A 26,507-nucleotide genomic window follows, 5' to 3' on the forward strand; every position below is an offset into this window, starting at 1 on the left:
GGCCGGGCAGAAGCTGTGGTTTTTCCATCCGCTCGCGTTTATCCGGCATTTCAGGAAGTGTGCTTGGTTCACAAAAGATGAGTTCGCATTGATTTATCCAGACAGTCATATGTCTGGAAACGCGGACGCTATCCGAGAGAAGTACAGAAAACCCCTGAACTTCTCTCTGCGAAAATACGGGATGTTGAATTATTTGAAACAATCGCACTTCTTAGGGCAAGGTGCTGTGGAATCCAACTTTCTCTGTGCTATGCAGGAGTCGAGTATGGTGGGTAATGTGACCGCAACCGCTGGTTACGGCACTAACATCAATCCAATGTCGGTAAAATCAGAGAAAGATCTTGGGCATTGGTACGGTGCAATTTCGTCTGAGGATGACCCATATTACAGATTGGCCAAGTACAGCTCAAATGGTGGTTTAATAACCTCATCATATGACTGGAGGGGTGGGAACTGCGATAGAGAGGATGCTCAAAAATTCCGCGGTCGCGGGTTTAAGCAGCTTACCTTCAGAAGTAATTACGCGGACTATTGGTTATATCGAGCGTGGATTCGGCAATCGAGTTTTACTGCGTTTTGGTGGAGCGATCCCCAATATCACGCGAAACATCGCGCACTGATGACAAAAATTCCTGCGCGCGTTGATAGTCCTAAGGTTATTGCAACAGAGCCAGCGAATTGCTTGGACTCTGGAGCGTGGTATGTAACCTGCTTCAGACCGAAGGTTGTCCGAGCTATGGATGCTGACAGTTTTAATATACCGAAAACCGCAGTTGAACTGGCAAAAGAGGAGCGGGTAATAAAAGATGTCACAAATGGCATCAATGGTGCGCTTATCGGGATTGATAAGCGAATCAAGTATACCCGTATGATCAAGGAGGTTCTTCTGTGAAAATTAATGCGCTCGTATTTGTCGGTCTGCTCGCTTCCTCAGTCCAAGCCCACTGTAATACTGCTAGCGTCACGAACACGGCAGGAGCTTTCAATTTGTCTGTGCAGACGAAGGTCGGTGCCTTGCACTGTTTGGTAGACGAGGAACCCATTGACGTTACGCTGAGTTCGGATGGTGAGGCGGTTATCGTCTCGGGTACCAGCTACGTTCCTGTCGGCGAGTTAAGTCGTTGCAAGGCTGGCACGCCTGTTCACGTAAGGCGCGCAGCCCCGCACGTAGGCTTTCTATCGGACATAAATATCAAGGCGAGTATTTATGCATCAATGGTCCCGGTTGCTGTTTCGCCTTTGAGTTTTGTGGCGGTTGTTGGGAAAATCGGAAGCGACAGGAATCTGGTTGAAAAACCGGGTTTCTATAGAACTACTGTGAGCAAGTCTAAGTTAGAAGAGGAGGCCTCTTCGGATATGATCCCCGTTATATCGTTCGATGGAAAATATATATCAGTGGATCGGCACCAGTGCGGATCAGACCCTGAAGTTGACGTGATTGAAATAAAAACAGGAAAGACAAAGGTAATCAACAACAAAGCCTGCAACAGGCTGTTCAATTGGGTCAAGTGATTTTAAATCCCGAGGCATACTACAGTAGTGGTCGATCTGTCGGGGCCGGTATAAAGGATTATTTCTATGAAGAGCGCATTCTCTATCCTTTCATTGATGTTGATGACACTGGTATCTTGCAGTGCATTTTCAAAAGTGCCGAGTGCGGATGCTTACGCTCAGTGTATGAATCGCACTAAACTTGATCGCCTAAATTGTCAGGCTGGCTGTGGAATGATTGTTCAGCAGTGCTATGACGAGGGCGTTGCCGATATAAACAGTCAAATAGCTAAACTAAATGAAGATATCAATATAAAAAATGGAGCTGCATGCGCAAGCTTTGTGGTGGATTATTTGAGCGAAGCTGCACGTATGGAGGTTAATGTTGGAAAGCAAGCATCCAATCTTGTTGGCTGGGTTGGTAGTGAAATGGCTCTTAATTTCGCAAGGCAGCGTTTAGATAATATCTTGCTGATCCAGAGGTCATGCCGAACTCAATGATTTGCTATCGGTACGAATCGGAACAATTTGCTATGAAATCTCCTGTCCGCACGGGTGACGAACTCGAACACGGCGGCGAAGTAACGGGTGGCTCACCGTGGACCAACTTCATGGGCAGGCCGCTCGCCCGCAAGGGCGACGCGGCGCTCTGCGCGCAGCACGGCCCGACTGTCATCGCCGAGGGTTACGACAAGTTCCCCGACCGCGACGGCAAGGCGGTCGCCATGCACCATGACCGCTGCGCGTGCGGCTGCCGGCTGATCTCGTCGCTCCAGAACGTCAATATCGCCTGATGCCGGTCGATCTTTCTCCAGCGCGTCGCCCGAGCGCCTATCCACGCCGTCCCCGGTTCTGGCCGTGGTGGTTCTGCATCTGGCTCGCCTGCAACGTGGTGGGCGTCGCCATTGCCATGCTGCTCTGGCCGAAGGGGCAACCGGCGAGCGGGGGATGGTTCTGGTTCTGCTTCATTGGTATTTCAAACGGTACCTTCGTGGGGTTGTTCGGCATCGAACGTACCGGCTACGAGGGCCTGTGGTATCGGGCGCACTGGCGTAACCATCATCGGAACCGATGGCTGGCGGAGCGGCTACGTACGGCGCAGAGACCCCTCCAGGTGCTCGGTGTCGGCTACTGCCTTCCACTTGGCAGACAGCCGTTTGATCGACAAACGCTTGCCGGTGCGATTGCCGCCGGGAAATGCCTTTCCGTTGAGCAGATACCGCGCACCGGCCTGGAGCGCGTTTCCCACGCGCGCTTTGAAGATGCGAACTGGATGGTCGATGCTCCCGCTACGGCGAGTCATGAGGATTGCGAAGAAAGTCTGGACGCGAAACAGGCGACGCAATCGGTACCGCTGCTGACGCTCAAGATTGCCCAGACGCTTGAGCAGCTTTCCGGGAGCCTGCGCGCCCTGACGTGCTACGAGCGGGTCTGGTGGCCGCAGGTTCGCGTACTGAGTCCATCGGGCAGGGAGCAGGCGGACGTCGCACGGGTCGTCGAGGCGCTGCGTATCGCGGGCCTGCCATCGCTGGCGGTACAGGCGGTACCGGCTTCGGACGGGTTGATGGTGGCCGATGCGTGGCTCGACGCGAGGGAAGCGCGCCCGCTGCTCGTCGTGGCGACGGCCTGGCACGAGAGCGGGCCACCTGAAGACAGTACCGAGGGATGCGTGGCCGTGCTGCTCGCGGCGGGTTACTTTCGGTTGCCGGAACAGGTCAGGGTCGCGGCACTGCTGCACCGGCCCGTCCGGGGCCTTCCCGGCGGAGCCGCGTATGGTTTCGCCAATGCCGCGCTATGGGGCAAGGCGGCCTATACCTCGCTCGTAGGCGCGTGGATTACCCGGCCCGTCAACGGATGCGACAAGGCGCTTTACGCGGCCCATATGGACGCCATTACGAAAGGCGACGCGCAGCGCAGGCCCGACCGCATCGTAGGCGATTTCGGCGACGGCAGTGGTTGGCTGTCCGTTGCAGCAGCCATCGAATCGGGCATGGCAGATGGCCCGCAACTCATCATCGACGACATGCAGTCTGCAGTCCTGCGTTTGACGCTCAACACAATCGACAACCACCGGATTTCCGATGACAGACCCCAGGCTTAACCTGCTCTCGATCGAGCCCGCATCAACGGCGGAAGAATCCAGTTCATCCAGCCGTCTCGCGATCTGGGGGTTTCCGGTCATGGCCCTGAGCGTGGCCCTGCTCGCGATCGGCTACGTATCGCTGCACGGCGAAATCGACGGCATGACGTCCCGCGAGTCGCGACTGTGGGTGATCGTCGGCATTCTCTCGGCCTTCGCGTTTGTCGTCGTTGCTCATCTTGTCCTGTTTGCTACGGGTACCTACGCATTCACCGGGCGATTGTTTCGCCGGGAGGTCGGCGATAGCGTAAAGGCCGAAAAGCCGCTCAAGCGCGACGCACGGCTGCAACGCATGTCCGACGAACTGCGCGTCGCGCACGGCTGGTTCTGGCGCCGCCATCTGCGCTGGCTGCTGGTGCATGGCGATAACGATCGGGTCGATCAGGTCGCGCCCGGTCTCAAGCAGGCGGGCGTCCTGCACGTTGACGAGATCATCCTCGTCCACGCGGCACCGGACGGTATCGAGGCGGCGAAGTGGCTTGGCCAGATCCGGCAGTTGCGCCGCCGCTATCCGGTCGACGGCCTGGTCCACGTTGCGCGCGCCGGGGATACCGACACGGAGTTGCCGCGCGCGCTTTCAACGCTTGGCACCGCGCTCGGCTGGGCCGCGCCCGTTACGTTCCTGCATCCGGTCGAGGCGCACGGCAATCCGTCGGAGCGTTTCGACGCCGTCGGCGTCTTCATGCCGAACGAGGCGCGCAGACAGGCGCTGGCCGCGGTCGAGAGACTGCCGGAACTGCTGGGCGAGGTCGAGCATAGGTCAGCCGACGCAGGCGTGCACCTGTGCACTCAGAATAATCACGTGAAGTGGCTGATGGAGGTCTCGAAGTACATCGGCGACCATGGCGAGCGCATCGTCGAGGGTCTGCGAGGGCTGGCGGCGTCGAACTGGCTGCGCGCACCGCTGGCGGGCGTCATGTTCGCGCCAGTTTTTTCAGGCGCGCCCGTCGTGCCAGTGCCGCTCGCCAACGGCGGCGGCACACCCGGGCAGCCCGCCGAAGCGCCATCGGTGCAGACCGCGATGCGCCAACAGCCCGCCGCACTGTTGCCTGTCTGGCACAGGATCGCGGCATCCACGCCTCAATATCGTGGCCACCGCACACGAATTTACTGGCCAGATGTGCTGGCGATGGTCGTCCTTGCCGGCGCGATCGCCTGGACGATCGCACTGATGGTGTCGGGTATGGGCAACCGGAAACTCGTTCTGGAGGCCGAATCAACTGCTGCTGCAGCGTTGGCCGCCACGCCCGCGACACCGCAAGCGCTGCGCGCACAGCTCGCGCTACAGAAACAGATCGACACGCTCGAATACCGCAAAGCGCATGGCGTGCCCTGGTACCTGCGTGCGGGCCTGTCGCGCAACGATGATCTCCTGGGCTCGCTCTGGCAACCGTACAGGACCGTCGCCATGCGCAACCTGCAGCAGCCCGCCGTGCAGGCCCTGGAAGGCCAGCTCGCCGGGTTCGCTCAGGTGCGCGCCGACGAGCAGCAGAGCCACGACGCGCAGCAGCTCGCCTACAACCGTCTCAAGGCGTACCTGATGCTCGCCACGCCCGCGCGTACCGACGTGCCATTCCTCAAGTCGCAACTGTTGGCCGTCTGGCCTGCGCCCTCCGGCATGCGCCCGGGGGAATGGCTCGATACCTCGCAGCAGCTCGCGGGCTTCTGGTCCGACCACCTCAAGGCGCATCCCGAATGGCGGATCAGCGCGTCGACACCGCTCGTTACGCAAATGCGCTCGACGCTCGTCAACCAGATCGGCCTCGCAGCGAGCGACGACGTGCTCTATCAGCGCGTCCTTGATGAAGCGCGCGGCAAGTATGCCGACGTATCGCTTGCGACGCTGCTCGCCGGTGCCGATTCGCACGGCCTGTTCACGACCACGCAGACCGTACCGGGTATTTTCACGCGCGCGGCTTGGGACGGCGTGATCGAGAAGGCGATCGACGACGCCGCGAAGGAACAGCACGTCGAGGGAGACTGGGTGCTGACCGGCGACCAGCCGACCGCCCAGGTGAGCGCCTCGGTCGTCGAAGGCGCGGTTGGCGCGGCTCGTACCGCGCTCGACGCGAAGCGCGAGGCCGACGAGCTCCGGGAGCGGTTGCGTACGCGTTACTTCACGGACTACACGGCGGCTTGGGCGGGCATGCTCAACAGCTTCCGGTGGATTCCCGCGACGAGCTTATCTGGTGTGATCGACCAGCTTACGCGCCTCACCGATGCGCAGACCTCGCCGCTGCTCGCGGTCATGAAGTCGGTGCAGTACCAGGGCGAGGCGGGGCGCCCCTCGCAGGCGCTGACCGATACGCTGGTCCGCAAGGCGCAGGGGCTGCTCGGCGGGGGCGACAGCGACCCGACGCAGGCACAGGTGGTCAATCCGCTGGATCGCTCGTTCGGGCCGCTGCTGGCGCTGATGGGCGACGCGAACCCGGCGGCGGCCGGCAACAAGGCAGGCGACGGCAAGGCGGCGAATGCCGCCGCGTTCAACGGCGTCAGCCTCTCGCGCGTCCTGACGGCGGATACGACCGTGCGCCTGAAGTTGCAGCAGATCCAGTCAAGCCCCGATGCGCAGTCGATGGCGCGCGCGCTCGCGCAGGCGGTCTTCCAGGGCAAGCTCTCAGACCTCACGCAGGCGCGCGACGACGCGGCGCTGACTGCCGCGAGCCTCGGTGCGCAGTGGTCGGGCTTCGGGCAGACGATGTTCGTGCAGCCGCTCGACGCAGCGTGGCAGGCCGTCCTGCAGCCCGCGGCCGCGAGCCTGAACGATGCGTGGCGCACAGCCGTGGCGGCGCCCTTTGCCTCGACGTTCGCTTCGCGCTATCCGTTCTCGCCGACGGCGGCGGACGCCTCCCTTGCCGATTTTGGCCGGTATGTGCGGCCCGATACGGGGTTGATCAGCCGCTTCGTCGAGGTCGAGCTTTCCGGCGTGCTCAAGCGTCAGGGCGATCAGTGGGTGCCGAACGAACTCGCGCCGCAGTCGCTGCAGTTTGACCCGAAGTTCCTTGCCATGTTGCGGCTGATCGGCCCGCTGGGCGCTCGTCTCTATGCACAGGGAGACGCCGGTTATCACTTCAGCATCATGCCGCAGCCCACGCCGGACGTGACGCGCACGGAACTGACGGTAGACGGGCAGCAGATCGTCTCCTTCAACCAGCGGGAGACGTGGACGCCGCTCGTGTGGCCAGGCAATGGCCTGAACGGCCATGCTTCGCTAACCTGGCAAACGCTGGATGCGGGAACACGCATCGCGTCCGACGCCACGGGCGACTGGGCGTTTCTGCGCCTGCTCGAAAAAGCGCAGGTCAGGCCGCTCGATGATTCGCGCTTTGAGCTGGTCTGGAATGGCGCCACGGCCAGCGCGGACACGAAGGCCGCTTCGGCTCCGGGCGGCGATGCAGCGTCGCCGTTGCGCTACCTGCTACGCGCGCAGGCGGGCGCGGGGCCGCTGGACCTGCTGAAACTGCGCGGCTTGCGCATGCCGGAGCGCATCTTCGTCACGGGCCGCGCCGGTTCGCTGAGCGGGCTGCCCTCCCTGCCGCCGCTGCCGCCGGAGGTGCAGCCATGACCGCGCCGTGGAAGAAGAACCCCGGCGAAAGCGGGAATCCGTTCCTCAGGTATTACGACGAGGAGATGCGCTATCTGCGCGAGGCAGGCCGCGAGTTTGTCCAGGCCCATCCCGACACCGCCCGACGCATGGGGATGGCCTATGGTGAACCTGAAGGCCCTGTTCGTGCGGTCGACGAAGGCTTCGCAATGCTCGTGGCGCGCCTGCGCATGAAGCTCGACGACGGGATGCCAGAGGTGACCGACGCACTGCTCGACAACCTGTACGAACATGCGGCACGTGCGATTCCATCCCTGTCGATCATCGAATGCGCGCCACTGAACCGCACGGTCTCGACCCCGGCGCGGATTCCCGCCGGCGCCGTGGTGCGCTCCGCGCCGGTCGGTCACGATGAGGTGCAATGCCTCTACCGGACGACACAGCCCGTCGAGCTGCTGCCGCTCTCGGTGGAGGACGCGCTTATCGCGGTACGCCCAGACGGGCGCACGTTCATCCGCCTCACGTTTGGCGTCCATCTGGCGGCGCAGCGTGAGCATGTGGACCTCTCGCGCATCCGCCTCTACCTGCACGGAGACCGGCCCGCGGCAGCGGCTCTGTACGCGGCGCTCACGCGCCACGTGGCGTCAATCGGCCTGCGTTTGCCGACGGTGCGCACCGGCGCGTTGCAGCCGCTCGCAGGTGTGCGTTTCGAGGCGTCGGGTTTCGGCCCGTCGACGCGGCTGTGGCCGGTCACGAACGCTGGGCGCAACCAGCAGCTCGACCGCGAGCAGACGCTGCTGGAGTATTTCGTGTTCCCGCAGAAGTTTCACTTCGTCGATCTGTGCGGCTTCGATAGCGCGATCGTGCCGGCGGGGGAAACACGGATGACCTTCGAGATCGAACTGAACGGGCGCATGCCCGGCGATCATCCAGTCGGCCGCGGGAGCTTTCGGCTTTTCTGGACGCCGGTGATCAACCTGTTCGAGGTCGATGCGCTGCCGCTACAGCCCGCAGACTGGCACGACCGTGAGCACCGCGTCCGCGTGCAGCCGGGTGTCGCTGGATATGTCGAGCCATACGACGTACTCGAGATTATCGCCGCCGATCCGGAGGATAGTGCACGGTACGCCTATCAGGCATTCACGAGCTTCCGGCATCGCGGCTGGATGCTGCGCTACGAGAAACCGGAGCGGTACTTCCATACCTCGACGCGTTTCGGCGAGCGTGGGCGGGAACTGTGGGTCACGCTGGAGGGCCAGCTTTGGGCGGGGACGCACCGCAACGCACTGGGCGATCTGGACCGTCCCCACCCGGACCGCTACCTGACCGTGCGGGCGCTCGCGAACAACGGCCGCCTGCCGCGCATGGCGCTCGCCGGGGCGACGATCAACGAGACGGTAGCGGGCTTTACCGGCATCGCATCGGTGCGCAACCTGACGGCGCCGAGCCTGCCGCACTATCCGCCGCGCCATCATCCGGAATACGACTGGCGTGTCCTCGGGCACTTTACGGCCGGCGGCGCGAACGAACTGAACCGGATCCACATGGAGGGCGCGCCGGCACTGCATGAGGTGCTGGAGCTCTACGACTGGTCGCCAGACGACGAGGTTTCGCGACGCATCGAGGCAATCAGGGGCGTGTGGTTTTCCGAGGAGCAGGTGCGGCTGCGCGGCTACGAGCAACGTGTTATCCGCGTACATGTCGAACTCGACGCGACCGCTTTCGACGGACCGGGCGATGCCGTGCTGTTTGGCGATGTGCTCAACCGCTTCCTGGGCCGCTACGCGTGCTTCCACCATGCCATGCAACTCGTGCTGTACATCGACGGCGAGGAGACCGCGTATTCACGTATCGACTTCGAGGGAGCGCCTTTCTGATGAGCACTCGAATCATGCGATGGGCGCTTGGCATCGGTCTTGCGCTGGCCGTTTCCGCGTGCGGTATGTGGCAGTCCGTGAGGGACGGCACGGCTAACATAACGCGGGCGGTGTTCGAGACGCGGGTCAAGCAGATGAACCTCGTCGTCACGGCACGCAATGCGCTGAACCAGGACGGGCGCGGCGTCTCGCTACCGGTTGTATTGCGCATTTATCAGTTGAAGGACGACCGTCCGTTTGCAACGGCCACCTACGAGCAACTGCTTTATGGCAACGATGCGCTGAAGGATGCAACGGTCTGGAGCAAGGACGTGACGCTGGGACCGGGCCAGACCGTGAAGGTATCCGAACCGATGGACGGGGCAGCGAACTATGTGGGCGTGGCCGCGTTCTTCCGCGACACCGCCAGCGCTGAATGGTCGCTGCTGGTGCCGAAATCGCAGTGGAAGAAGACCGATCCGGTGAAGCTGGTTGCGGCAGATCGCGGCCTGGAAATGGACACGGAGCGCCGATGAGGACAGCGCTTACCCGGAATCGATGAGGGATCAGTCTGCAAGATGTCCCGCGTACGGCATATCCGCCAGTATTGCGCAATGAGACGCCCAATTATCGAATGGTTTGCCAGCACGGAGCAAGCCGCGTTCCCGCTCAGAAGCACGAGAGCCCCCTGCATGCAGGCCGTGGATGAAGCATTCGCCTTTGCCAGTAAAAAATTCCAGGTTGGTTGAGCTCGCATCGAATTCAGCACGGATTACCTGAGCGATTCGATGTGCATGGTCTCTCTGTAACAGGATGTAATTGTGCTCAACGGGGTGTGACATTGTTCGTATAAATAAAGTGTCGATTCACTTAGGTTCTTAATCCGCTCTTTCGGTACCCCGATATCGTATGCGCCAAGCGCATTCGCGTGCAGGAGCAAATTCGATGAAACGAAAACACATCGCGGCCGCGCTGGTCGGCTCGCAGTTTGCCTTGATGCCCGTCTTGCCTGTCGTTCCGCTCGCGCAAGCCGCGACCTATACGAACGGTACGGCAACGGCCACCTTCAATGTCACGCTCACGCTTCAGGCGAATTGCGCGATCTCCGCGAATCCGCTGAGCTTCGGCACCAACGGGGTGCTTTCCACGGCGGTCAATCAGCAGAGCACACTGAGCGTCACCTGCACGAACACGACGCCCTATAACGTGGGTCTGGACGCCGGCACCGTTACCGGATCCACCGTGACGAGCCGGCTCATGGCGGGCACCGCCACGGGTAACACCAGCACTACCGTCGGGTTCCAGCTCTATCAGGATGCCGGGCATACGACGATCTGGGGCAACACACAGGGCACCAACACGGTGGCGGGCACTGGCACCGGATCGGCGCAATCGATCACGGTGTATGGCCAGGTGCCGGCGCAATCCACGCCGAAGCCGGATACCTATCAGACTACAGTTACCGCGACGGTTTACTTTTGAAGCGGCGGCTTGCTTGTCATGCCGCGCGCGGCGCGACGGCGGCATGCTTGTCGCTGCTTTTCGGCGCCGCCGCGCAGGCTGCCACGCTGCAGATCTCACCCGTCACGATCGAGTTCTCCGCGAGCGAGAACGCCACCGGCCTCACATTGCGCAATCCCGGCGACACGCCGCTTTACGGCCAAGTGCGCGTATTCCAGTGGGGCCAGGCGCACGGCGAAGACGTGCTCACGCCCACCACCGATGTCATCGCGAGTCCCCCGCTCATCGAGGTTGCGCCGCATGGCGATCAACTCGTGCGGCTCGTGCGCGCGAACGCGTCATTTTCCGCTGCGGGCGCCGGCGCCGCTCAGTCGACGCAAGCGGCGTCGGGAGCCGTCGGGCTTGCCGGCGGCGAGCGCAGCTATCGCCTGCTGATCGACGAATTGCCCGCGCCGGGCACGGCAGGCACGGAGGGCGTGACGATCCGCTTGCGCTATTCGGTGCCCGTCTTCGTCGAGGCGCCGGCGGGCGGCGCCGCGCAGCCGTTGCTTGCGTGGCATCTCGTGCATGCCGCACAAGGCTATGCGCTGCGTGCCGACAACACCGGCGCGAAGCGCGCGCAAATCGCGGCGGTTGAGCTTCTCGATGCTGGCGGCCACCGCTGGGACGTGACGCGCGGACTGCTCGGCTACGCGCTTGCCGGACAGGGGCGGCAGTGGAGCGTGCCGGTGCCGCCCGATGCGAAGTTCGGCGGAGCGCTCAAGGTGCGGGCGACGGTCAACACGCGCCCGGTCGAGGAGACGGTGACGGTCGAGCAGGGCGGCTAATGAGCGGTTAGGCAACGACCCGCAAGGCAACGGCCCGCAAGGCAACGGCCGGTAATGCAATGACCCATAGGGCAAGGTCCCGCAAGGCGCACGGCGGAGAACAGCATGAAGCGAACGAAGAAGAATGAAGCGAACTCGAGGCGCGTTCCGCTCTGGCCTGGCGAGGCGCGTGGTGTCGGTGGCGGCGCTGCTGGCGTTCCTGAGCGCGGGGGCGCGCGCGCAGGGACAGTTGATCAACGCCGGCGCGATGGACACGCGTGACCTGTATCTCGAAGTCGATGTGAACGGCGAGCACACCGCGCAGGTCGTGCATTTCAGGCAGCTCGACGGGCACTTCTTCGCCACCGGCGAGGACCTCGCACAGGTGGGCGTGGCGACCTCGAAGCTCGGCATTGCCGACAATGCGAGCGTCAATCTCGATACGCTGCCCGGCCTGCGCTACCGCTACGACGCGCCAAGGCAGACGATCGAGCTGCAGATTCCCGACGCCATCCGCAAGCCTTTCGAGTTCGACACGCGCGGGGTCGCTGCCACGCCGCAAGCCACGTCCGGCCGCGGCTTCGTGTTCAACTACGACGCGTACGCGCAGGGCGGCACCGCCTCCGAATTCGCGCTGTGGAGCGAGGAGCGCTATTTCGATCCAAATGGAGTGCTAAGCAATACGGGCATCGCTTATGTTTATCGCGACCGGCGCGACTATGTGCGCTACGACACCTCATGGAGCATGTCGAATTCCGCCGATCTGAGCACCACCGAGCTTGGCGACACGATCTCCTCGTCGCTCGCGTGGACGCGCTCGATTCGCATGGCGGGCGTGCAGTGGCGCAGCAACTTCGCGCTGCGGCCCGATCTCGTGACCTTTCCCGTGCCGGCGCTGCCGGGCAGCGCGGTCGTGCCCACCTCGGTCGACCTCTATATCAACAGCGTGCGCCAGTACACGGGCAGCGTGCCGAGCGGCCCGTTCATCATCAACGACGTGCCGGGCATCACGGGCGCGGGGCAGGCCACTGTCATCACGCACGACGCGCTGGGCCGCACGATCGCGACTTCGGTGCCGCTCTACGTGGATACGCGCCTGATGGCGCCGGGCCTGTCGAGCTATTCGTTCGAGGCGGGCTTTCTGCGCCGCAATTACGGCCTCGATTCGTTCGACTACGACACGCGGCCCGCCGTGAGCGCATCGTGGCGGCACGGCGTGAACGACCACTTGACGCTCGAAGCCCATGGCGAGGCGACCGGCGGTCTCTTCAACGCGGGCGGCGGCGTGCTGTTCGGCCTTGGCTCGGCGGGCGTGCTCAACGGCTCGCTGTCCGGCAGTGCGGGCAAGCTCTCCGGCACGCAGTTGAGCCTCGGCTATCAATACGTCTCGCCGCGCGTCTCGATCGACGCGCAGACGATCCGCGCATTCGGCAACTATGGCGATCTGGCGGCGCGTGACGGCACGCCGGTGCCGAGCGCGACGGATCGCGTCACGCTTGCCATTCCCTTCCTGCGCAACCAGACGTTCTCGGTCAGCTATATCGGCTACAAGATTCCCACGGCGCCGGTTTCGAAGATCGGCTCTGTTTCGTGGACCTTCAACTTCGGCAACCTGGTTTCGCTGAACCTGAGCGCGTACCAGGACTTTCACCAGCACGACTCGCGTGGTGTGCTGCTTTCCGCGAGCATTGGCCTTGGCGGCAATACCTCGGTCAACGCGACGGTGGGACGCCAGGCCGGCGCGTCAACCTGGAACGTCAACGCGCTGCGCCCACCCGATTACGCGGGCGGCTGGGGGTGGGGCGTGCAAGCGGGCGGCACGGGCGCAACGCCATACCGCCAGGGGCAGTTGCAATACCTGGGCCGCCACGGCGAGGCCACGGCTTCCGTGCAGCAGGTGGGCAGCCAGACGATCGGCGCGTTCGACCTGACCGGCGCATTCGTGATGATGGACGGCACGGTAGAGCCCGCGCGGCGCATCGACGACGGCTTTGCGCTCGTATCCACGGACGGCGTTGCCGGCATACCGGTGCTGCACGAGAACCGCGTGATTGGCGCCACCGACGGCGGCGGCCATCTGCTGATTCCGGACCTCAACGCGTATCAGCGCAATCAGATCGCCATCGACACCATGAAGCTGCCTGCCGATGCGCGTATTGCCGACACGTCGATGGATGCCGTGCCGCAAGCGCAGTCGGGCGTGCTTGCGCATTTTGCGGTAACGCGCTATCGAGCGGCGTCGATCGTCGTGCACGACGCGGCGGGCAAGCCGCTGCCCGTGGGCGCACGCGTGCATCACGTGGAGAGCGGGCACGACACGATCGTTGGCTACGACGGCATCACCTTCGTCGACGGTCTCGCAGCCGAGAATCATTTGCTGATCGACGATGGTCCGCAGCACTGCGAAGTATCGTTCGCGTGGGTGCCGGGTAAGGGCGAGACGTTGCAAACCATCGGGCCGCTTGTTTGCCGGCCGCAGACGTCGGGCGCGCCGGTATCGCAGCCTGATTTGCAGCCTGACTCGCATCCCATATTGCAGCGCGAGCCGCAGCAGGATTCGCAGGGAGGAGCGCCTTGAACCGTACCCTGCAGCGCGCGCTGCTCATGCTCGGCGCGTGTTTCGCGCTGCTATTCGCGGCGGGTGGCGTGCGCGCGCAGACCTGCTCGGCTTCGGCAACGCCGGTCTCGTTCGGCTCGGTGAGTCCGATCGCGGGGGCCGCGGTGTCTGCGACAAGCAGCATCAATGTGACCTGCACGTGGCCCGTGATTACGCTCACGCCCGATGTGCTCGTTTGCCTGAGCCTGGGCGGCACGAGCCCGCGCTCGCTCACGAGCGGGACGAACGCGCTCATCTACGACCTCTATCGCGACGCCGCGCACACGCAGCCGTGGGGATCGATTTATTCGGGCACGACGCCCATCTCGCTCATCATGGCCAAGCCGAGTGGCACCACGCTCACCACCACAGTGACCGTCTACGGGCAGATCAGCGCGGCGCAGCCCGCGGTGCCCACCGTCAACAACGTGAGCACGACGTATTCGCAGACGTTCGGTGGCAATACCACGTCGATCAACTACCAGTTCTATCTGCTGGTGGCGCCCACGTGCGCGTCGCTTACCGCGACGGGTGGCACTTTTGCGTTCTCGGTCAATGCCAATGTGATCAACAACTGCAACATCAGCGCGACGAACGTGGCGTTCGGCTCGGCGGGCGTGCTTAGTTCGCAGTTGAGGGCGACCGGGGCGATCACGGCGCAGTGCACGAACGGCGACGCGTACAAGATCGCGCTCAATGGTGGCGCGAGCGGCAACGTGGGGGCGCGCGCCATGCAGCGCTCGGGTGGTGGCGGGGCGGTTAATTATCAGTTGTACTTGGATTCGCGGTATAGCAGTGCTTGGGGAGATGGGACTGGAGGTACGGCGACGGCGGCCGGCACCGGCACGGGGGCGCAGCAGAGTTTCACGGTCTATGGGCAAGTGCCGGCGCAGAGTACGCCGGTGCCTGGTAGCTACAGCGATACCATCACGGCGACGATATATTTTTGAAGGGTGTTAATGGGGAGGTTGATTTGGGGGTTTTTTGTTTCGGGTTATAGTGCGTTGGCCTTTCCTTGTATTCATGTCGGTATATTGGTGTTGCCCCTGTGCGGGGCGGCACCTACTTTTCTTTGCAGCCGCAAAGAAAAGTAGGCAAAAGAAAGCGGCTCAAACCGCCAGTGTGACGCAGTCCACCACTCGACTTATATCGGAGCGGCTCCGGGGCATCCGTCACCTCGCACACTCCGCGTTAGTGACAAAGGACTCATTCTTCCCGCCACGCGCTACGCGCGGGCGGATGGGTCTGCAAGGAAAACCGGGCGTGCTGCCAGCGAATGCGCGATAGTACTGCCGATCAAATGCACGGAAGTCCTACGAAACCGCGTCGGTCCCACCGGTTTTGATTATGCCCCACGGCGCGCGGAGCGCCGCCGGATGGATGAGCCCTTAGTCACTCCGGGTGGCGGCGAGTGATGACAGACGCCCCGGAGCCGCTCCGACTAAAGTCGAGTGGTGAACTGCGTCACACTGGCGGTTTAAGCGGCTTTCTTTTGCCTACTTTTCTTTGCCGCGGCAAAGAAAAGTAGGTGCCGCCCCGCACAGGGGTAACGCTAATAGACCGACATGAAAACAAGGAAATGCCAACACCCCCAGAACCCCCCAAAAAAACTCCAGAAGGAACTTCAAAACACCAACTTAAAACATGACGATCCAGAGCGCACTTGCGGCGCGATACGCGGCATACTGAACCTCTGACCCAAAACGCGCGACCGGCGCGTCGCCCCTCGAAACGAGATATGGCTCACCGTGCAGGCAGCTCACGGCGGGTGCATCGACCGCATCGGCTTCCATCACAAGACAGCTTTGCTGCACGACGAGGCTTACGACCATGGAGGCGGGGGCGGGTTCGGCGATCTTGTTCGACGCGAACAACGCTAGCCAGATCGCGAGGCAGAGGGCCTTCACGAACCGCGGAGAAATGGAGCGAGACATGTTCGGAAACACTTCGATAGCGCGCGCCGCCGCGCGGGGCTGAGACGGCATCTATCTGCATATCGGCAGCGTACAGCGAAACTTGAGCCTTGCGGCAACGGGCTATGGCAACGCGCCGCTGCATCACACTACAGCTTCGCGCCCGGCGGCCAACCTCAGGCTGGCGAGCCCGCCTCCACCTGCACACGCGGGCGCAATCCACTGACCGCCGCGGTGAGTCCGCGCCCGCCCGGATTGTTGCGCAGCACGAGCTTCAGCTCATGTCGCTGCGCGATGCGCATCGCGATCGAGAGCCCGAGGCCGCTGCCAGTGCCCGGCACATGGTTCGCGCGATAAAAGCGATCGAGCACCCGCCCGAGATCCTCTTCGGGAATACCGGGCCCGTTGTCCACGACTTCGAACCCCAGTTGCTCGCCCGTGCGCGTGAGCACGAGATCGATCTTGCCGCCGCGCGGCGTATAGCGGATCGCGTTATCGAGCAGATTGTTCAGCAGCGTGTTGAGTCCGTGCGGATCCGCAGCCACATTACAGGCGTCGTCTTCAGTCACAGGCGCTCGCACTTCGAGGCCGAGGTCGATGCCCTTTTCCTCCGCAAGCAGCGAGAAGTCGCCGATGGCCTGCTCGCCCAGACGCCTGAGGCTCACCATGGCCACGGGCAGCGTGGGCTGCGCGTCCTCGCGCGCGAGCGTGAGCAATTGCTGCACGAGCCGGATGAGGCGGTTCAGGCGGGTTTCGATGCGTCCAGTCGTCTGCGGCTCGCCCGTGAGCGTGCCGTCGCGCAGCGCGGCCTGCAATTGCAGCTTGAGCGCTGCGAGCGGCGAGCGCAATTCGTGCGCGGCGTCGGCGATGAAGGTGCGCTGCGCCTGCGACGCGGCGTTCAGGCGCTGCAGCAGGCCGTTGAGCGCCTCCACCAGCGGGCGCAGCTCGATCGGCACAGAGCCGTCCAGCTTGATCGGCTCGAGCGCGTTGTGCGAGCGCGCGGTGAGCAGCGTGGAAAGGGCGCCGACGGGTGCAAGCCCGCGCCTCACCACGAGCAGCACAAGCACGATGGCAACCGGCACGAATAGCGCGAGCGGCCAGAGTGTATGCAGCGCGAGCCGCAGCGCCAGCGCTTCGCGCACGGAGATGGGCTGCGCGACCTGCACGAAACGCTCGGGCTGCTGCACGCCGAAGGTGCGCCAGTGCGTTTCCGCGCGCTCGATCGTATGGAATCCTGCTGACTCTCGCGGTAGCGGCGCGTCATGCGAGGTATGGTAGATCGGCGTGCCGTCGGCGTCCCAGATTTCGATGAGAATGCGGTCGTCGGCAATGCCTTGCAGATCCGGGGCGGCGTGCTCCGTGTGGCCTTCCTTGAGGTTGGACGGCAGAGACAGCGCAACAGCGCGCAGTTCGTAGTCGAACAGCTCGTTCGCCTCGTCGTGCGCGGTGTGAAAGATGCCGAAGCCCGCCACGATGGACCCGGCCGCGAACCCGCAGATCAGCCAGCCCAGCAGCCGGCGGCGGATCGATCTCATTCGCCCCTCTTCAGCCGATACCCCACGCCGCGCACCGTGACGATCTGCTCCGCGCCGATCTTGCGGCGCAAGCTGTGCACATGCACTTCAATCGTGTTGCTGCCCACCTCCTCGCCCCAGCCATAGAGCCGCTCTTCGAGCTCGGCCTTGGTGAACACGCGCGCAGGCTCCTCGATCAGCACGTGCAGTAGCGCGAACTCGCGCGGCACGAGCGAGACGGGCTCGCCGCCCTTGGTCACTTCGTGCGCGGCCGGATCGAGCGCGAGGTCGCCATGCGTGTAGACGGGCTGCTTGCGGCCGGTGCGCCGCCGCAGCAGCGCGCGGGCGCGAGCGGCAAGCTCGTAGAGGTCGAAGGGCTTGACGAGGTAGTCGTCGGCGCCCGCGTCGAGTCCGCTCACGCGGTCGGTCACGCTGTCGCGCGCGGTGAGGATCAGGATCGGCGCTTCGCCGCCGCGCCGCCGGTAGGCGGCCAGCACGCTCACGCCGTCTTTCTTCGGCAGGCCGAGGTCGAGCAGCACGAGGTCGTAGACATCGTTGGCGAGCGAGAGCTCGGCCTCGCGCCCGTCCTTCGCCCAGTCGACGGCGTAGCCTTCGCGGCGCAGCGCGTCGAGCACGGGCTCGGCAATCATTTCGTCGTCTTCGACGAGCAAGAGACGCATCGTGGTGCTCCAGGTCGCTTCTTCTGTCTGCAATTGTCGCTCATTCGCGCTCATGGCACAGTCTCCTCGTCTCCCAAAGTCGCCTCGGGTTTCAGCCTTTCGCATGTGGGCCGTGCGGTGCCACGCCGGGCTTGCCAGGCTTGCCGGATTTGCCCGTGCCCAGCAACAGGCGTAGCAGCACTGGCAGCACCAGCAGCACGAGCGGCATCTGCACGATCAGGCCCGAGATGATCGCCACCGCGAGCGGCTGCTGCATCGCGGACCCCTGGCCCAGCGCGAACGCGAGCGGCAAGAGCGCGAGAATCGCGGCAATGGTCGTCATGGCGATCGGGCGCAGGCGGTTGCGGCCCGCGGCCAGCAGCGCTTCGGGCACCGGCACGCCTTCGTCGCGCACGAGGCCCTGGAATTCGGAGACATAGAAGATCGCCACTTCGGTCACGATGCCGACGATCATCGTCATGCCCATCATCGCGGAGATGTTGAGCTCGATGCCGGTCACCCACAGGCCGATGAAGACCGCGCCGGTCGCGAGCAAGGGCATCGCCATGACGGCGAGCGCCACGCGAAAGCGCTCGTAGAGAAACAGCAGCAAGCCGAATACGAGCGCGACCGCCGCGCCGAAAACGGCGATGAGCCCCTTGAAGGCGATCTGCTGTTGCTGGTAGAGGCCGCCCAGCTCGTAGTAGACGCCCGCCGGCAGCAGGTTCGGGTCGGCCAGCGCGCGCTGGACGTCGGCGATGGTGGAGCCGAGATCGCGCCCGTCGATGCGCGCGGTGACCGCCACCATGCGCTTGAGGTTGTCGCGGCTGATCTCGGGCTGGCCGCTCACCGTCACGCGCGTGGCCACGCGCGAGAGCGCGAACACGTGGCCGTCCGGCGCGCGGATCGGCAACTGGCCGAGCGCCGTGTCGGTCATGTGCAGCGCGCCTTGCGCGCGCACGCGCACGCCGATGCTCTTCGGGCCGTCCTGGTACTGCGTGGCCACGTTGCCGTCGAGCAGGTCGCTGACCTGCTGCGCCACGGCCTGCGGGTCCATGCCCTCGGCCGCCACGGCGTCGGGCCGGATGTGCAGGTCGATGGCGTCGCCGGCCGGGTTGATGCCGTCGTCGATGTCGACAATGCCCGGGATCTTGCCGATGCGCGCGGCCACGCGCTCCGCGGTGCCGTCGAGCACGTTCTGGTCGTCTGAATAGATCTTGATCTGCACCGGTTGTGGCACGGCCGTGAGGTCGCCGATCAGGTCCTCCATGAGCTGCGCAAGCTCGACGCTCACGCCCGGTACCTGTGTTTCGATCTGCGAACGGATTTCCTCCATGACCGTCTCGATGGGCTCGCGCTTGCCCGACTTCAGGCGCACGAAGAAATCGCCCTTGTTCGGCTCGTTGAGGTCCCCGCCGAGACCCGCGCCCGTGCGCCGCGAGTAGGTGGCCACGTTCGGATTGGCGCGGATGATGGCCTCGATCTGCTGCATGAGGCGGTCGGTCTCGGTGATCGAGGTGCCTGGCTTCGTGTGGTAGTCGAGCACGAAGCCGCCTTCGTCCATCGAGGGCATGAAGCCGCTGCCCACGCGCGTGAAGGCGAGCGCGGCGAGCAGGGCGAGCGGCACGATGAGCGCGAGCACCCACACCGGCCGCGCGCTCACGGCCGCGACGAGCTGCGCGTAGCGGCGGTTGAGCCACGCGGCGAAGCGCGTTTCGCTGTGTTCTTCAGCGTCTTGCGCGGTGAGCCAGCGGTCGCACAGAATGGGAATGGCGAGCCACGTCACGAGGAACGAAATGAAGAGGGCGCTGGCCATGGTGACGGAGAGCGCCTTGAAAAACGCGCCCGTCACGCCCGAGAGAAACGCGAGCGGCACGAAGATAATGAGCGTGGCGGCCGAGGAGCCCGCGAGCGGCCGCGTGAACTCGAGCGCCGCGCTCATCACGCGCCCATGGAACGCGTTTGCGCCGGCTTCGCGCATGCGCCGCGCGATGTGCTCGATCATGACGATGGCGTCGTCGATCACGAGGCCCACGGCGGCGGCCATGCCGCCGAGCGTCATGATGTTGAAGCCCATGCCGAACACGTCGAGCAGGAGAATGGTCGCTGCCATCACGACGGGCACGAGCGCCACGGCGATCACCGTGATCTTCACGTTACGCAGGAAGACGAAGAGCGTGAGTGCGGCGAGCACCACGCCAATCATGATGGCGTCGCGCACGCTCGTGGCCGAGGCGACCACGAGCTCGCTCTGGTCGTACCAGTTCGAGAGATGCACGCCCGCGGGCATCTGCTTGCTGAAGTTCGCGAGCCGTGCACGGATGGCCTTTGCCATTGCCACGCTGTTCGCGCCGGGCTGCTGGTAGACGTTAATTAATACGGCATCCTTGCCATCTGCCGTGACGCGAATCCACTGCGGCACCGTGCCCTGCGAGACGGTGGCGATATCGCCGAGCCGGACCTGGTTCGCCTGGTTCTGCCCCGGTGTGGATACCACCACGTTCTTCAGCGCGTCGATGCCGTTCACGGGGGCGTTCGCCACCACGAGATAGAGCTTGTCGTGGTCTTCGATGCGCCCCGTCGCCATCAGCACGTTGCCCGCGCCGATCGCGCGCGAGACGTCGGCCACGGAGAGCTTGTACGCGGCGAGCCGCGCCGGATCGACGGCCACTTCGAGCTCGTCGCGCGCGCCGCCTGCGATGTCCACGCGCGCCACGCCCTCGACAGAGGAGAGCATCGGGCGCAGCTGGAATTGCGCGAGATCGTAGAGCTGCGCGAGCGAGAGCCGCGACGAGGTGAGGCTATAGGCGAGCACGGGGAAGACCGTCGGGTCCATGCGGCGCACCTGCATGGTGGTGCCCGGCGGCAGCGTTGCGAGGATCTCGGCGATGGCCGACTGCGCCTGCAGCGTGGCCTGCGCCATGTCGGTGCCCCAGTCGAAGTTCAGCGAGATTTGCGCGGAGCCGCGGCTGGTGGTCGACTCCACGTCGCGCACGCCGGGCACGCGGCGCAGCGCTTCCTCCACGGGCATGGTGACGACCGTCGCCATCTGCTCGGCGGGGCGGTCGCCCGCGTCAAGCGAGACCACTGCGCGCGGGAACGAGACGTTCGGAAAGAGCGAGATCGGCAGGCGCAAGCCGGTGAGCGCGCCCGCGATGGCGCACAGCGCGATCACGAACAGCAGCGAGCGCCGGTGGCGCTGCATCCATTGACCAAAAGTCATCGTGCGCCGCCTTGCTCAGCTTTGGCTGCGCGAACGGCCATGCCGTCTTCCAGTTCGTAGTTGCCGCTCACGACGAGCCCGCGCGCGGCGTCGAGCGCGCCTTCCACTCCGTAGCTGCCACCGTGTTCGACTTTCACGGTCACGGCCACGCGGTGTGCCTTGTTGCCCGGCATCACCTGGTACACGTATTGGCCCTGCGCGTCCTGCAGGACGGCCGCGCGCGGCACTTCCCACCAGGTGCCCGTTTGCGTGTCGATCTGTGCGCGCACGCGCGTGCCCGGCAGGAACGCCGTGCCTGCGAGCGGCACGCTGGCGCCCACGTTCACGAGCTGGCTCTGCGCGTCGACGGCGGCGCCCACCATGGCCACCTGGCCTTGCGCCTGCACGGACTGCAGGGCGGCCGAGAGCGGATGAAGCACGACGCGGTCGCCCGCGTGGATGGTCGCCGCGTCGGCCGGTTCGACGCCCAGCGACACATTCGCGGCCTGCGTGCCGGCGCCATTCGCTCCGACCAGTTGCGCGAGCGCGGTGCCCGCTTGCACCTGGTCGCCGGGCGCGGCACTCATCTGCGAGACCACGCCGGCCACGGGCGCGGCAACGGTCTTCGCCCCCGCCGCAATGCCCGACGCGTTCTGCGCCGCGAGCGCCTGCTGGGCATCGTCGAGCGCCTTCTGCGCGGCGGCGAGCTGCGATTGTGTGGCGAGGCCATCGCGATAGAGCGCCTGGGTGCGCGCCAGCTCACCGCGCGCGAGCGTGGCTGCGCTCTGCGCCTGGGTGAACGCGACCACCGCGCCGGGGTCGGCCTGCACGACGAACAGCGGGGCGCCGCGCGCGACCGTCTGGCCCGGCTGCACGAGCACGCGCGTGATGCGCGCGACATAGGGCAGGCTCACGGTGACGGCGTTGGCACCGGCGGCGCCCACCACGCCATAGGCCACGACCTGCTGGGAGACGGGCTTGCGCGATACCGGCACGACCTGCACGGCCACCGAGGCCGCGGGTTCGGCGGCGCTGGCTTCGGCGTGAGCGGTGCGCGCGTGGAAAAGTGTGCCGCCCGCGGCGAGCGCACCGGCGGCGCACAGGATGTACGCGGCGGCGCGCAGGGGGAAATTGCGTTCTTGCATGGGCATCAACGAGTAACGGTGGCGTTCGTGGCGGCGCTTGCCGGGGCAGGCGCGGCGTCTTGTGCGTTATCGGCGGCGGCGGGCGCAGCGGCGCTTGCCGCAGCACGCGCATCGCCGTAGGGATCGGGGATCGCGCTGCCGAGCAGCGCCTGCAGCGCGATGCGCTGCTCGGCGAGCGCCTCGCGCCCGGTGGCGGCATCCACGCGGCGCGCGAGCGCTGCGCTTTGCGCATCGACGTATTGGCCGAGCACGATGTCGTGCGCCGCGTAGGCGTCATGCGCGCGCGCCGCCGCGCGGTCGAGCTCGGGCAGCGCGGCCTCGTCTTGCGCGAGCTGCTGCGCGGCGATCGCCGTATCGGCGCGCAGGTGGGCGATATCGGCGTAGGCGGCGTTCAGGCGGTTCTGGTATTCGTCGGCGAGATGCTGGCGCGTGGCCTGCTCGATGGCGATGTTGCCGCGGTTGCGGTTGAAGACGGGCAGCGTGAGATTGATGGCGAAGCCGCTCGTGTAGATCTCCGAAGTATCGCGCTGGCGCGTGAAGCCCACCGAGAGACTCGGAAACTGATTGAGGATTGCTGCGCGGTATTTCTGCTCCTGCGCCTCGTAACCGGCTTGCAACGCGATCAGGTCCGGGCGGCGCTTCGGTAGCGCCGTGACGGCCGCGTCGAGCGTGGCCGCGTCGAGCGGCTCGACTGTAGCTGCTCCGCTGAGCGGCAGATCCACGTCGGGCGCGAGGCCGAGTAAGGCGTTCAGGTCGTGGCGCGTCTGCTCGCGCGCGTGCTGCATGTCGGCGTATTGCTTGCGCGCGTCCTCCCAGGCCGTGAGCGCGGCGGTGGCGGTGTCGGCGCTCACGTTGTGCTCGCTTGCCGCGTGCGCGGTGCGCGCGTAGCGCGTGTGCGCGAGTTCGGCCTGCTGCTCGAGCAGCGGCAGCGTCTCGTCCTGGAAGCGCGCCTTCACATAGAGCTGCCGCGCCTGGGCCACCACCTGCCACTCTTGCCAGAGCAGGCCGAGATCGGTCTTGCGCACCGTGGCGTCGGCGGATTGCTTGTTCGCGCTGCGCGTGATGATGGCCATCACGTCCATGCTAAGGCCGTAGCTGAACGCGCGCGAAAAGCCGGCGGCGCCAGGGTAGTCGCTCGATATGCTGACTTGCGGATCGGGCAGCAGTCCTGCCGAAAACGCCTGCGCCTGGGCGATGCCGAGATCGTCGCGTGCGAGCTTCAAGTCGGGATTGTTCGCGACGGCGAGCATCGCGACGTCTTCCATGTCGAAGCCGGCGGAAGGGTCGAAGCGGTGCGCGGCAAGCTCGGGCAGCGGCATCTTCGCGGGGTCGATCTGCACGCGCGAGAGGGCGTCCCGCGTGAGCAGCGAGTCGCCCGAGGGCAGGGGCTGCGCATGATAGACGGCGCAGGCCGAGAGCAGGAAGGCCGCCGAAACGGCGGAACAAAGCGCGGCGCGCGGCAAGGCGGCGCGCAACGACGGATAAAGCGGCAAACGGGAAAGCGTGCGGGACAACGTGCGTTCCTCGATACGGGACCGGCGACGCGCCAGGGGCGCGGCGCCGGCGCATTGCTGCAAAAACACCGCGCAGCAATGCGCGCGCGGCAGACTTGCGGCGCATTGTGCAGGGAAAACACTTAGGCAACGCTTAAGGAAAAGTGTTTGGGTTTTGACTGGGCTTAAGGTCACGGCTTGACAGAATCTCAATTTGAGATATATTGTCGGAATGCGAGTGATCTCCGACACCCCACTTAGAGACTTCTGCGCCGAGCATCTAGACGCGCACGATGCCGTCTGGGCGTGGCGCCAAATCGTTGTGACCGGTTATTTCCCTGACTTCGCCTCGCTCAGGCAGACGTTCAATTCGGTCGACAAGGTTGGAGAGTACTGTGTGTTCAACATCGGCGGAAACAAATATCGCTTGATTGCGGCAATTCACTTCAATCGTCAGATGCTGTTCGTGAGGCACCTGCTGACGCGCAAGGAGTACGACAAATGGAAACCCTGACGTTTAATCCAGGAGAAGTCCGGGAAATAGTCGGACATCTGAGTGCGCTCATGAATCGCATTCCGCTACAACCGCCTGCCAACGAGACGGATTACGCGGAGGCGGTGCGTGTTTTGAATGGGCTGCTCGATGCCGGCGGTGCGGATGAAAATCATGAACTGGCTCCGCTGGTGGATATTCTCGGCAGCTTGATTGGCAGCTATGAGGACGCCAACCACGACGTGCCGGGGGTGACGCCTGAAGCGGTGCTCAGGGAGTTGATGAATCAACACAACCTGAAGCAGAGCGATCTACCTGAGATTGGTAGCCAGGGTGTGATCTCCGAGATTCTCAGCGGCAAGCGAGAGCTGAACACGCGCCAAATTGGGTTGCTCGCTCAACGATTCAGAATCAGTCCTGCGGTGTTCTTCCCTCAGGTCTCCATTGCCGCCTGACGGTGTGCCGTTCACAAACCGCCTTCGGGCGGTTTTTTACGTCCGGGCCTGGACCTTCAAGGGTTGAATGACGCAACAGCCAATGCTGCGTAGGCAAAACGAAAGCATCGCGCAATTGCCGATTTTCGATAACACGTCGTTTAATGACTCTCTAGCATGGTCTCCAACACCCAATGCGGCACTGTCCGCACGGGCCACCCTGGAGGAGAAAACACCATGCAGGCAGACTCGAAAGGCCACGGCGCCGCGCCAGCGCTCAAGCAGACGCTCGGCACGTGGCAGCTGTGGGGCATTGCTGTCGGGCTTGTGATTTCCGGAGAGTACTTCGGCTGGAGCTACGGCTGGGCGACGGCCGGCACGCTGGGCTTCGTCGTCACGGCGCTGTTCGTGGCGGCGATGTACACCACCTTCATTTTCAGCTTCACCGAGCTCACCACCTCGATTCCGCACGCGGGCGGCCCCTTTGCCTATGCGCGCCGCGCGTTCGGCCCGGCCGGCGGCTACCTCGCGGGCGCGGCCACGCTCGTGGAGTTCGTGTTCGCGCCGCCGGCTATCGCGCTTGCCATTGGCGCGTATCTGCATGTGCAGTTTCCCGGCCTCGAGCCCAAGCACGCCGCCATGGGCGCGTATCTCGTGTTCATGGCGCTCAATATCGTGGGCGTGCAGATTGCCGCGACCTTCGAGCTCGTGGTCACGCTGTTCGCGATCTTCGAGCTGCTCGTGTTCATGGGCGTGGTGTCGCCGGGCTTCGCGTGGACGCACTTCCTGAAGGGCGGCTGGTCGGGCAGCGACCACTTCTCGATGGGCGCCTTCCACGGCATGTTCGCGGCCATTCCGTTCGCGATCTGGTTCTTCCTCGCCATCGAAGGCGTGGCCATGGCCGCCGAGGAAGCGAAGAACCCCAAGCGCTCGATTCCCATTGCCTACGTGACCGGCATTCTCACGCTGGTGGCCCTTGCCGTGGGCGTGATGGTGTTCGCGGGCGGCGCGGGCGACTGGACCAAACTCGCCAACATCAACGACCCGCTGCCGCAGGCCATGAAGTACATCGTGGGCGAGCACAGCGGCTGGATGCACATGCTCGTGTGGCTCGGTCTGTTCGGCCTCGTCGCGTCGTTCCACGGCATCATCCTCGGCTACTCGCGCCAGATCTTCGCGCTTGCCCGCGAAGGCTTTCTGCCCGCCTGGCTCGCCAAGGTGCATCCGCGCTTCAAGACGCCTTATCGCGCGATCCTCGCGGGCGGCGTGGTCGGCATCGCGGCCATCTATAGCGACGAGCTGATCCAGTTCGGCGGCCAGACGCTCACCGCGAACATCGTCACGATGTCGGTGTTCGGCGCCATCGTCATGTACATCGTCAGCATGGCGGCGCTCTTCAAGCTGCGCCGCACGAGGCCCAACATGGAACGGCCGTTCCGCGCGCCGCTCTATCCGTTCTTTCCGGCCTTCGCGCTCGTGGCCGCAGTCGTGTGCCTTGCCACCATGGTCTATTACAACGCGCTCGTGGCCCTGATCTTCGTGTTGTTTCTCGCGGTGGGCTATGCTTATTTCCTGGCCACCCGCACACAGCGCGACGCGGCTTCGAGCGCCCAGCCGGACCTCGAGACGGATGCGCCGATCGAACCCCAGGGCGTGCTGCTCGAAGAGTGAGCGGGTGCAACAGAAAGGAACGCAGCATGAATGCTGCTTGGGATCGGACTAGGCGCTAAAGCGCCAAGTCCGATCGATTGCGTTGCATG

The 26,507-nt window shown here is 64.4% G+C and carries 20 protein-coding genes and 1 pseudogene; 15 read left to right on the forward strand and 6 right to left on the reverse strand.

All coding sequences use genetic code 11. The features are described 5' to 3' along the window. From EYW47_RS41170 to EYW47_RS36350, 12 genes and pseudogenes are all read left to right on the forward strand, one after another. Positions 1 to 892 (forward strand): annotated as a pseudogene (locus tag EYW47_RS41170) (hypothetical protein); the annotation flags it as partial. Further along, positions 889 to 1,512, forward strand: coding sequence for a hypothetical protein (locus tag EYW47_RS36300; protein ID WP_133199632.1), 624 nt, complete (start codon positions 889 to 891; stop codon positions 1,510 to 1,512). The pseudogene EYW47_RS41170 and the gene EYW47_RS36300, both read left to right, overlap by 4 nt. Before the next feature lie 66 nt (positions 1,513 to 1,578). Further along, positions 1,579 to 1,992, forward strand: a complete 414-nt coding sequence (locus EYW47_RS36305) for a hypothetical protein (protein WP_133199633.1) — start codon at positions 1,579 to 1,581, stop codon at positions 1,990 to 1,992. Between the two features lie 32 nt (positions 1,993 to 2,024). Next, on the forward strand, positions 2,025 to 2,285 hold the full coding sequence (locus EYW47_RS36310; protein WP_133199634.1) for a PAAR domain-containing protein: 261 nt from the start codon (positions 2,025 to 2,027) through the stop codon (positions 2,283 to 2,285). Continuing rightward, complete coding sequence (locus EYW47_RS36315) at positions 2,237 to 3,592, forward strand: hypothetical protein (protein WP_133199635.1); 1,356 nt, start codon at positions 2,237 to 2,239, stop codon at positions 3,590 to 3,592. The genes EYW47_RS36310 and EYW47_RS36315 overlap by 49 nt, the downstream gene beginning before the upstream one ends. Further along, entirely contained in the window at positions 3,573 to 7,196 is a 3,624-nt protein-coding gene (locus EYW47_RS36320; protein ID WP_133199636.1) for an ImcF-related family protein, read from the forward strand. The genes EYW47_RS36315 and EYW47_RS36320 overlap by 20 nt, the downstream gene beginning before the upstream one ends. Continuing rightward, positions 7,193 to 9,052 carry a type VI secretion system baseplate subunit TssF gene (gene tssF / locus EYW47_RS36325; RefSeq protein ID WP_133199637.1) on the forward strand — a complete coding sequence of 620 codons (1,860 nt, stop codon included), beginning with the start codon at positions 7,193 to 7,195 and terminating at the stop codon, positions 9,050 to 9,052. Before EYW47_RS36320 ends, tssF begins: the two co-directional genes overlap by 4 nt. After that, positions 9,052 to 9,567, forward strand: a complete 516-nt coding sequence (gene tssJ / locus EYW47_RS36330) for a type VI secretion system lipoprotein TssJ (protein WP_133199638.1) — start codon at positions 9,052 to 9,054, stop codon at positions 9,565 to 9,567. The genes tssF and tssJ overlap by 1 nt, the downstream gene beginning before the upstream one ends. A gap of 460 nt (positions 9,568 to 10,027) precedes the next feature. Next, the gene (locus EYW47_RS36335; protein WP_133199669.1) at positions 10,028 to 10,513 is read left to right on the forward strand and encodes a Csu type fimbrial protein; all 486 of its coding nucleotides are present in this window, start codon (positions 10,028 to 10,030) and stop codon (positions 10,511 to 10,513) included. A 47-nt stretch (positions 10,514 to 10,560) separates the two neighbouring features. Continuing rightward, positions 10,561 to 11,319: a fimbrial biogenesis chaperone gene (locus EYW47_RS36340; RefSeq protein WP_133199639.1), complete on the forward strand. Its 759-nt coding sequence runs from the start codon at positions 10,561 to 10,563 to the stop codon at positions 11,317 to 11,319. A gap of 124 nt (positions 11,320 to 11,443) precedes the next feature. Beyond that, positions 11,444 to 13,876 carry a fimbria/pilus outer membrane usher protein gene (locus EYW47_RS36345; protein WP_133199640.1) on the forward strand — a complete coding sequence of 811 codons (2,433 nt, stop codon included), beginning with the start codon at positions 11,444 to 11,446 and terminating at the stop codon, positions 13,874 to 13,876. 26 nt (positions 13,877 to 13,902) lie between these two features. Further along, positions 13,903 to 14,844 carry a Csu type fimbrial protein gene (locus EYW47_RS36350; protein ID WP_133199670.1) on the forward strand — a complete coding sequence of 314 codons (942 nt, stop codon included), beginning with the start codon at positions 13,903 to 13,905 and terminating at the stop codon, positions 14,842 to 14,844. A 687-nt stretch (positions 14,845 to 15,531) separates the two neighbouring features. Here EYW47_RS36350 and EYW47_RS36355 read toward each other — a convergent pair. From EYW47_RS36355 to EYW47_RS36380, 6 genes are all read right to left on the reverse strand, one after another. Continuing rightward, the gene (locus EYW47_RS36355) at positions 15,532 to 15,828 is read right to left on the reverse strand and encodes a hypothetical protein (protein WP_133199641.1); all 297 of its coding nucleotides are present in this window, start codon (positions 15,826 to 15,828) and stop codon (positions 15,532 to 15,534) included. A gap of 155 nt (positions 15,829 to 15,983) precedes the next feature. Then, positions 15,984 to 17,342 carry an ATP-binding protein gene (locus tag EYW47_RS36360; protein ID WP_133199642.1) on the reverse strand — a complete coding sequence of 453 codons (1,359 nt, stop codon included), beginning with the start codon at positions 17,340 to 17,342 and terminating at the stop codon, positions 15,984 to 15,986. Beyond that, positions 17,339 to 18,001 carry a response regulator gene (locus EYW47_RS36365; protein WP_133199671.1) on the reverse strand — a complete coding sequence of 221 codons (663 nt, stop codon included), beginning with the start codon at positions 17,999 to 18,001 and terminating at the stop codon, positions 17,339 to 17,341. Before EYW47_RS36365 ends, EYW47_RS36360 begins: the two co-directional genes overlap by 4 nt. 91 nt (positions 18,002 to 18,092) lie before the next feature. Then, a complete protein-coding gene (locus EYW47_RS36370) occupies positions 18,093 to 21,203 on the reverse strand; it encodes an efflux RND transporter permease subunit (protein ID WP_133199643.1) in 3,111 nt (1,036 codons plus the stop codon). Continuing rightward, positions 21,200 to 22,327, reverse strand: a complete 1,128-nt coding sequence (locus tag EYW47_RS36375; RefSeq protein ID WP_133199644.1) for an efflux RND transporter periplasmic adaptor subunit — start codon at positions 22,325 to 22,327, stop codon at positions 21,200 to 21,202. The genes EYW47_RS36370 and EYW47_RS36375 overlap by 4 nt, the downstream gene beginning before the upstream one ends. Positions 22,328 to 22,332: 5 nt before the next feature. Further along, positions 22,333 to 23,841: a TolC family protein gene (locus EYW47_RS36380; RefSeq protein WP_240764067.1), complete on the reverse strand. Its 1,509-nt coding sequence runs from the start codon at positions 23,839 to 23,841 to the stop codon at positions 22,333 to 22,335. A gap of 211 nt (positions 23,842 to 24,052) precedes the next feature. Between EYW47_RS36380 and EYW47_RS36385 the strand changes: the two genes are divergently transcribed. From EYW47_RS36385 to eat, 3 genes are all read left to right on the forward strand, one after another. Then, a complete protein-coding gene (locus EYW47_RS36385) occupies positions 24,053 to 24,334 on the forward strand; it encodes a type II toxin-antitoxin system HigB family toxin (RefSeq protein WP_133199645.1) in 282 nt (93 codons plus the stop codon). Further along, the gene (locus EYW47_RS36390; RefSeq protein WP_133199646.1) at positions 24,322 to 24,768 is read left to right on the forward strand and encodes a helix-turn-helix domain-containing protein; all 447 of its coding nucleotides are present in this window, start codon (positions 24,322 to 24,324) and stop codon (positions 24,766 to 24,768) included. Before EYW47_RS36385 ends, EYW47_RS36390 begins: the two co-directional genes overlap by 13 nt. Before the next feature lie 216 nt (positions 24,769 to 24,984). Beyond that, positions 24,985 to 26,418: an ethanolamine permease gene (gene eat / locus EYW47_RS36395; protein WP_133199647.1), complete on the forward strand. Its 1,434-nt coding sequence runs from the start codon at positions 24,985 to 24,987 to the stop codon at positions 26,416 to 26,418. Positions 26,419 to 26,507 lie beyond the last annotated feature (89 nt).

The organism is Paraburkholderia silviterrae, from assembly GCF_004353915.1.
In the GTDB taxonomy this organism is placed as follows: Bacteria; Pseudomonadota; Gammaproteobacteria; order Burkholderiales; family Burkholderiaceae; genus Paraburkholderia; species Paraburkholderia silviterrae.